Origin of the sequence: Candidatus Albibeggiatoa sp. nov. BB20 (assembly GCA_016744725.1) — a bacterium.
Classification (GTDB): Bacteria; Pseudomonadota; Gammaproteobacteria; order Beggiatoales; family Beggiatoaceae; genus Albibeggiatoa.
The window spans coordinates 1-7,796 of the sequence record JADGDW010000191.1; the positions used below are offsets into that span (position 1 = coordinate 1).

At 36.7% G+C, this 7,796-nt stretch carries 5 protein-coding genes; 4 read left to right on the top strand and 1 reads right to left on the bottom strand.

Features of this window, described 5'->3' with window-relative positions:
- The 3 genes from ABXH34_RS16430 to ABXH34_RS16440 all read left to right on the top strand — a co-directional run.
- On the top strand, positions 1 to 2,301 hold a 2,301-nt coding region (locus ABXH34_RS16430; protein WP_353572970.1), incomplete at its 5' end, for an ATP-binding protein.
- Entirely contained in the window at positions 2,301 to 2,705 is a 405-nt protein-coding gene (locus ABXH34_RS16435; RefSeq protein ID WP_353572971.1) for a response regulator, read from the top strand. The genes ABXH34_RS16430 and ABXH34_RS16435, both read left to right, overlap by 1 nt.
- Positions 2,692 to 5,193 carry a response regulator gene (locus ABXH34_RS16440; RefSeq protein WP_353572972.1) on the top strand — a complete coding sequence of 834 codons (2,502 nt, stop codon included), beginning with the start codon at positions 2,692 to 2,694 and terminating at the stop codon, positions 5,191 to 5,193. The genes ABXH34_RS16435 and ABXH34_RS16440 overlap by 14 nt, the downstream gene beginning before the upstream one ends.
- Positions 5,194 to 5,604: 411 nt before the next feature.
- Here the strand turns inward: ABXH34_RS16440 and ABXH34_RS16445 are convergent, their stop codons facing one another.
- The gene (locus tag ABXH34_RS16445; protein WP_353572973.1) at positions 5,605 to 6,942 is read right to left on the bottom strand and encodes a UDP-glucose dehydrogenase family protein; all 1,338 of its coding nucleotides are present in this window, start codon (positions 6,940 to 6,942) and stop codon (positions 5,605 to 5,607) included.
- A 613-nt stretch (positions 6,943 to 7,555) separates the two neighbouring features.
- Here ABXH34_RS16445 and ABXH34_RS16450 point away from each other — a divergent pair.
- On the top strand, positions 7,556 to 7,796 hold a 241-nt coding region (locus ABXH34_RS16450), incomplete at its 3' end, for a hypothetical protein (RefSeq protein WP_353572974.1).

Here is a 7,796-nt window from a genome sequence, read left to right on the forward strand (position 1 = left end):
GTTATTAAAATATTTAATATGAGATTAAAAACAAAAATTCACTCATTTTTTTTTATCGCACTTATTTTATTTGGTTTGCCGATGAGTATCACAGGCTATATGCTGATTGAACACTATAGCTATAAGCTATATACCAAATTGTTTGAACAGCAAGTGCAACATGCTCAACATATCATTGAAACCCATACAAGTTACCAATCGTCAACTCAAGAGCAATTAATAAAAAAAATCAGACAAGACCTGACTTTACATAGCTTAACGACTGATGGTTATATTCATATATTTAACAAGTCTGGTGATATTCTATTCAGTAATACCTCTCGATTTCTACAGAAATTACCCACTGAAAGCCTAGAGCATGCCTTAAAGCATCATAATGGCAATATCAGGATCAAAAACGATAAAATTGATTATTTTGGTCATTTTTCTACTTACAAACCCATGCAATGGATTATTGTATCTGGACATGAGGTGCAGCATATTCATGGTATAACCAGAGATTATTTGGTTTTTATCTTATTAACTGATATTCCGACTTTTTTAGTACTGATGATTGTGATGTTTATAGTGGTGAATAGCATTATTAAACGTTTGCAACACACCTTGGTATCTATGCAAAAAATTGAGCAAGGCCAGTTCGGTATCCAAATAAAAACTAAGAATAAAGATGAAGTTGGCCAAATTGCACACACATTTAATAATGTGTCAGAAAAGCTGAAGCAAAACTTTGATTTATTAGAGCAAAAAGTATCTGAAAGAACCCAAGCTCTAATGGAGACCAATCGGCGTTTAGAACAAAAAATTACTGAACATAAACGTATAGAAACAGAAGTCATCCAAACCAATGAAAAACTCGTACTAGAAGTGGTTGAGCGTGAAAGGACTGAACAGGCTTTACGTTATACTTATCAAAAATTATTGTCTTTTACTCAAGAAATTCCAATGGCTTACATTGAATGGAATACTGATTTAACCATTACTAGTTGGAACCCTGCTGCTGAGAGTATTTTTACTTACAGTCCTCAACAAGCGATGCAAATGACAGTAACCAGCCTTGTTACTACGAAAGATTGTCAACAAATGTTGGATACTATTTCACAGTTACAGCAACATAAAACCGCTATCCGCCAGACATTAGACAGCTTAACCCAAGATAAACATGAAATTATTTGTACTTGGTATAACATTCCATTATTTAACGAATATGGCGAAGTGACACAATGGCTTTCTTTGGTACAGGATGTGACTGAGCAGAAATTAAACGAAGAAGAGATTATTTTACAAAAAGAAGCGTTACAAATTACCCTAGAACATTTAGAAAATACCCAAGAAGAACTGATTCAAATTGAAAAAATGGCAGCACTTGGACAAGTGATCGCAGGGGTTGCACATGAAATTAATACGCCTTTAGGCGCAATTCGGTCTGCAATTGGTAATATTAGTGACTTTTTGCGGGATGACTTAAGAGAATTACCCAGATTTTTTAATGAATTATCCAAAGAACGACAAGTTGATTTTTTCATTTTATTGGATAGTGCCGCGCATCATGATTCTATTCTTTCTAGCAAAGAAAAACGTAAAATCAAAAAGCATTTAACCTCAGAATTGATAAAACATAATATTGATAATCCAGACCCTATTGCCAGTAAATTAACCAGTATTGGAATTTATGAAGATATTACCCCATTTTTGGCTTTTTTAAATACCCCAGAAAGAGAGCTGATTCTAAAGCAGGCCTATTTATTAACCAGTTTACAACGCAGTGCTTACGCTATTTCCATCGCATCGGAACGTGCAGGAAGAATTGTGTTTGCATTGAAGTCTTATGCGCGTTATGACCAATCGTCGGAAAAAATACAGGCAAACATTGTAGACGGGATTGAAACTGTCTTGACCTTATATCATAATCAATTAAAGCAGGGGGTTGAAGTGGTACGCAATTACCAAGAAATCCCTAATATTTGGTGTTATCCCGATGAACTCAATCAGCTCTGGTCAAATTTAGTACATAATGCATTGCAAGCTATGGACTACAAAGGTAAATTAATTTTAACTATAGATGTAGACGGCAAGAATGTTTATGTTAAAGTGGTAGACACAGGGAAAGGCATTCCAAACGGCATTAAACATAAAATATTCCAACCTTTTTTTACTACCAAGCCTGCAGGCGAAGGCAGTGGCATGGGATTAGGGATTGTGAAAAAAATTGTTGAAAAGCACGATGGGAATATTGAGGTTGAAAGTCATGCAGGCTTCACTTCATTTACAGTGCATTTACCGATTAACGCTGTGGAATCATAATGAAGAATACAGCTATTTTATGCGTAGACGATGAGGTATTAATTCTTGAAGCGTTGGAAACAGAATTGCACCGCGCTTTTGGGGATGACTACGTATATGAGTTTGCTGAAAGTGCAGAAGAAGCTTTAGAGATTATGAGTGAGCTGGAACAAACCGACGTTGAATTAAAAGTGATTATCACTGATTGGTTAATGCCACGCATGCGTGGTGATGAACTACTATTAAAAGTCCAGCAAAAACGACCCAATACAGTTAAAATTATACTCACAGGCCAAGCAGACCAAAAAGCGATTGAAGCGGCTTGTCTTCATTCCAATTTAGATTATTGTATTAACAAACCTTGGGACAGCAAAGCCCTCATTCACCTACTCGAAACAAGCTTAGCACATTATGGATATAAATAGTGACCCTCAGAAATTAGCCATCATATGTGTTGACGATGAGCCTAGCATTTTAGATACCCTTGAAATTGAAATTAATAAAGCATTAGAAGATGAATGTTTAATCGAAGTTGCAGAAAGCGGTGAAGAAGCACTAGAATTGATTGATGACTTATTAGAGCAAGGCTATGAAATTGCAGTCATTATATCAGATCACATCATGCCCAACCTTAAGGGTGATGAGCTGCTGCAACAAGTCCATGTGAAATTGCCCAATACGTTAAAAATCATGTTAACAGGGCAAGCCGATGTACAAGCAATTGGAAATGTGATTAATAATGCACAGCTTTATCGTTATATATCAAAACCTTGGAACTCAGATGAGCTGCGTTTAACCATTAAAGATGCTGTTCGCACTTATTTGCACGATAAGATGATGGTAGAGCAGCATAGAAAATTAAAACAACTCGATGCACTCAAAGACCAATTTTTAGCAAATACTTCTCATGAATTACGTACCCCTTTAAATGGTATTATTGGTGCAGCGGAATTTCTGCATGGAGAGCTAAGCAATCAACTGACAGATATTCAACTAGAAATGTTGTTAGTGATTACCCAAAGCAGTAATCGTCTCTTACACTTAGTCAGTGATATTCTAGATTTTTCTCATCTTAAACGTAATGTAATTACCCCTAATTTACAGCCATTAGATGTCAGCTCAGTAATTCATAAAGTATTGACGGTTTATCAGCCAATAGTAAAACACCGTACGCTATCTTTAATCAATAAGACTCAAGCAGATTTACCTTTAACAATTGGTGATGAGGAACGAGTACAACAAATCCTGCATAACTTTATAGATAATGCCCTTAAATTTACCAATGAAGGTGAAGTCGAGGTTTTTACAGAAATAGTATGGCGTGACCCTGAGTTATATTTATCTAACTATAGTCCTGAGGTGCTTGCAGTAACGGATAAGCATGATATTAATGCACCCAATTACTATATTGCCGTTCATGTCAAAGACACAGGAATTGGCATACCAAAATATAAAATTGAGCGAATTTTTGAATCATTTGAGCAAGTTGATGGTTCTAGTGCCCGCAGTTATGAAGGTTCTGGACTAGGGCTGAGTATTGCACAACAATTAATTTCATTACAAAATGGTGAAATTTTTGTCGACTCGATAGAGCATAAAGGTTCGTGCTTTACTTTTACTTTGCCTTTAGCCACAGAACAGCAAATTGCTGACGCAAAGAATACGCCTCCACCTCTATTTACTGAACATCGCAATATTATTTTATCCCCTCAAACAGACGTTTTGTCCATACAAGATATTGATTATATTTCCTTATCAAAAAATGATCTTGAGCCAGATTCAGCCGTTATTTTATTAGTCGATGATGATTTTATTAATTTACGCTTGCTGTCTATCTATTTATCCACTCAGCCTTATGAAATTGTAACAGCCAATTCAGGTGAAAAAGCCTTGTCTTTGATTGAAGAAGGTTTGCGCCCTGATTTAATTGCCACCGATGTGATGATGCCTAATGTTGATGGTTACACCTTGACCATGGAAATCCGTAAACAATGGCACGCAGGTGAATTACCCATTTTATTATTGAGTGCTAAAAATCAAGCTGAGGATATTATTCACGGCTTGGAAGTGGGCGCGAATGACTATTTGGCCAAACCTATCTCACGAGAAGAATTAGTTTGTCGGATTGAAAATCAGTTGAAATTAAAAGATTTACGCAATCAAGACGCATTAAAAGAAGCCGAGCTTAATATTGCGCGACGGATTCAGCAATGGGTATTACCACGCCAACATGAATTAGATAAATTAGAAGATTTAGACATTGCAGGTTTTATGCAGCCATCTGAAAGCATTGGTGGTGATTATTGTGATGTATTGAAATATGGCGAACATATTGTGTGTGGGATTGGGGATGTAACTGGGCATGGATTGGAAAGCAGTATATTAATGTTGATGGTACAAACTGCGATGCGAACCTTACTCGCAAATCATGTCACAACACCTGAATTATGCTTAAAAGTATTGAATCGTGCACTTTATGACAATATCCAACGCATGAAATTAGATAAAGCCCTGACTTTGGCCTTATTGACTTATCACAATGGACGTTTGCGTTTTAGTGGTCAGCATGAAATTATTTTATTAATAACTAAAGATACTAAGATAAAACAGATAGATACAACAGATTTGGGTTTTATCATTGGTTTAGAGCCGAGTATTGAGCAATTTGTCTCTGCCATGGAAGTGGAATTGCGAGAAGGTGATGGTGTTGTATTATATTCTGATGGTGTTATCGAAGCACATAATCAAGAGCATCAAAGCTATGGCTTGGAGCGTTTATGTGAGACGATTAGACAACACTGGGATAATGATGCAATACAAGTACAAAAAGCTGTGATTAGCGATTTACGCCAACATATTAATAATACAGCAATTCATGATGATATTACCCTTTTAGTTATTAAACAGAAGTAAATCAAAACGTTTGTCCACGTTGCTAACAATAGTGTTCGCGATTAAGGTCAGCCGCATTTTATGCTGAGAAAAGTAAATTTAATATCCATTTGCCAGCCTATGGCCGTTAAACTCAGAAAATAGGTTGTGGCTAGAAAGTCATTAAATAATGAGGAGTGCAAGATTTATTTTGCTTATGCACTCCTATAGAATTGATTTAAAATCTACAATGATAATGTTTTCACCATTAAGACGCAGAGCGTCTAAAATGCGTTCCAACGGAGAAAAGTGAAATTTTCAAACAATTACGATTAATTACTGCGCTCAGCGTGGTAACTCAGCTTTGACGCTTTGCGTCATGTAAAATCATTATTTTTTTAGATGTCAAATGGGTTCTATAAGTCAATTTGATGGGATTCCAACTACAATAGTTTAAAGTACTAAGCTATCTCCACGTCCAATCGCGTAATAACTAAAACCATGGGCTTTCATTTTCAGTGGCTCATATAAATTACGTCCATCAAAAATTACTGCCTGTTTCAATTTTTGCTTAATCACATCAAAATCAGGGCTGCGGAACATACGCCATTCAGTGATGATAATTAATGCCTCTGCATCTTGCAGGGTTGCTTCAGGCGTGTCACATAATTGCAAATCATCACGCTCACCATAAATGTGCCCTGCTTCTTCCATTGCTTCTGGATCATAGGCTTGAACGATTGCACCTTGCTCCCATAAGGCCTCCATCAAATTGCGGCTAGGGGCTTCACGCATGTCATCCGTATTGGGTTTAAATGCCAAGCCCCATAATGCAAAACGCTTACCTTGCAACTCGCCGTTAAAATGTTTTTGAACTTTAGTAAATAAACTTTGGCGTTGTAAATCATTTACTTGTTGCACCGCTTTTAATACTTTTGGCTCGACATTCACATCTTCAGCAATTTTAGTCAATGCTTTCACATCTTTTGGAAAACATGAACCGCCGAAGCCTGCACCAGGGTAAATAAAATGAAATCCAATTCGCGGATCTGAACCAATCCCAATCCGCACGTTTTCAATATCTGCCCCAACTTGCTCGGCAATATTGGCCATTTCATTCATGAAACTGATTTTAGTCGCCAGCATGGCATTGGCTGCATATTTGGTTAATTCCGCAGAACGTATATCCATAATAATCAAACGGTCATGATTACGATTAAAGGGTAAATATAATTCACGCATCACATCCGCAGCCCGCTCACTGTTTGTGCCTACGACAATACGATCAGGTTTCATGAAATCCTCAATTGCAGCCCCTTCTTTTAAAAACTCAGGATTTGAGACCACATCATATTCAAATTGACCACCACGCGCCGCCAAGGTTTCAGCCACTTTTGCAGCCACTTTGTCCGCTGTACCTACGGGGACAGTCGATTTGTCCATGATGATCTTATAATCATCCATATATTGACCAATAGATTGAGCAACTTGTAATACATATTGCAAATCAGCTGAGCCGTCTTCATCTGGAGGTGTACCTACGGCAATACATTGTATTTCACCATGTTTGACTGCCATTTCAGTATCGCAAGTAAACTGAATTCGTCCGCTGGCTAAATTTGATTTGAGTAAGCTTTCTAATCCAGGCTCATAGATTGGGGACTCTCCTTGGCATAATATCGTTGTTTTACGTTCATCCACATCCACACACACCACATGATTACCCACTTCAGCTAAGCACACGCCTGTTACCAATCCAACGTAGCCAGAACCAAAAACCGTAATACGCATTATCGAAAGCTCCTATAGTTATTTTTTAGGAATATAAAATTAAATGAGTCTTTTAGAAGACTGTTTATAGTCATTTTATTCTAAGATGATACGGGACTGGCAGTCCTTGGTTTTAAAAGCAATTGATATTTAAAGTTTTATAGGGCTACCAGTCCTAATACCCAAAATGAAATTGACTATATCCCCTGACAGACAAACCTTAAAAATTTAAGCTAATAGCACAAAGCAACCTATCAAAAAATAGAATCAGCACCACGTATTATTTGAATTTTGGCATATTTGCTCTATCCATTATTGGCTACTGTAATCGATTTGTATGAAATAAACGTGAAAATGTATTCTGCGTTAATATGTCCGATGCTAAGCAGATGGGCAACACTACGCGCTTCTTGTCAGCATGGATTATGTTTTGAACAAATACAGGATAATATCCAATAAAAAAGCGCTCGGTTTTGATAAAGTATTGTATGGAGAACAAAATCTTGTAGAATGGCAACTCTGGAAATTAAAGTACTTACAGCCAATGACAACTCATCATAAACGCCATATCATTTATTCCTCATTTTGTTTATTTTCCGCACTTATTTGGCTTTATTGATTGAGAATATACCTTATGAATCAAAAAGAAATCGGTGCACTTATTAATCTTGCACAAAAATTATACAAACAAAAATTACCATTAGTCACAATTGGACTTATTGTCGGATTGGCTTTTTTTACAGGGCAATATGCTTTACTCGATGGTTTTTTTGTTGTTGCTACACCAAATAAGATGCCAACAGTTTCGATTCCATCAACAACAGATATGACGTGTAAAGTGGTGAAAATATATGATGGCGATACGGTAACGCTGC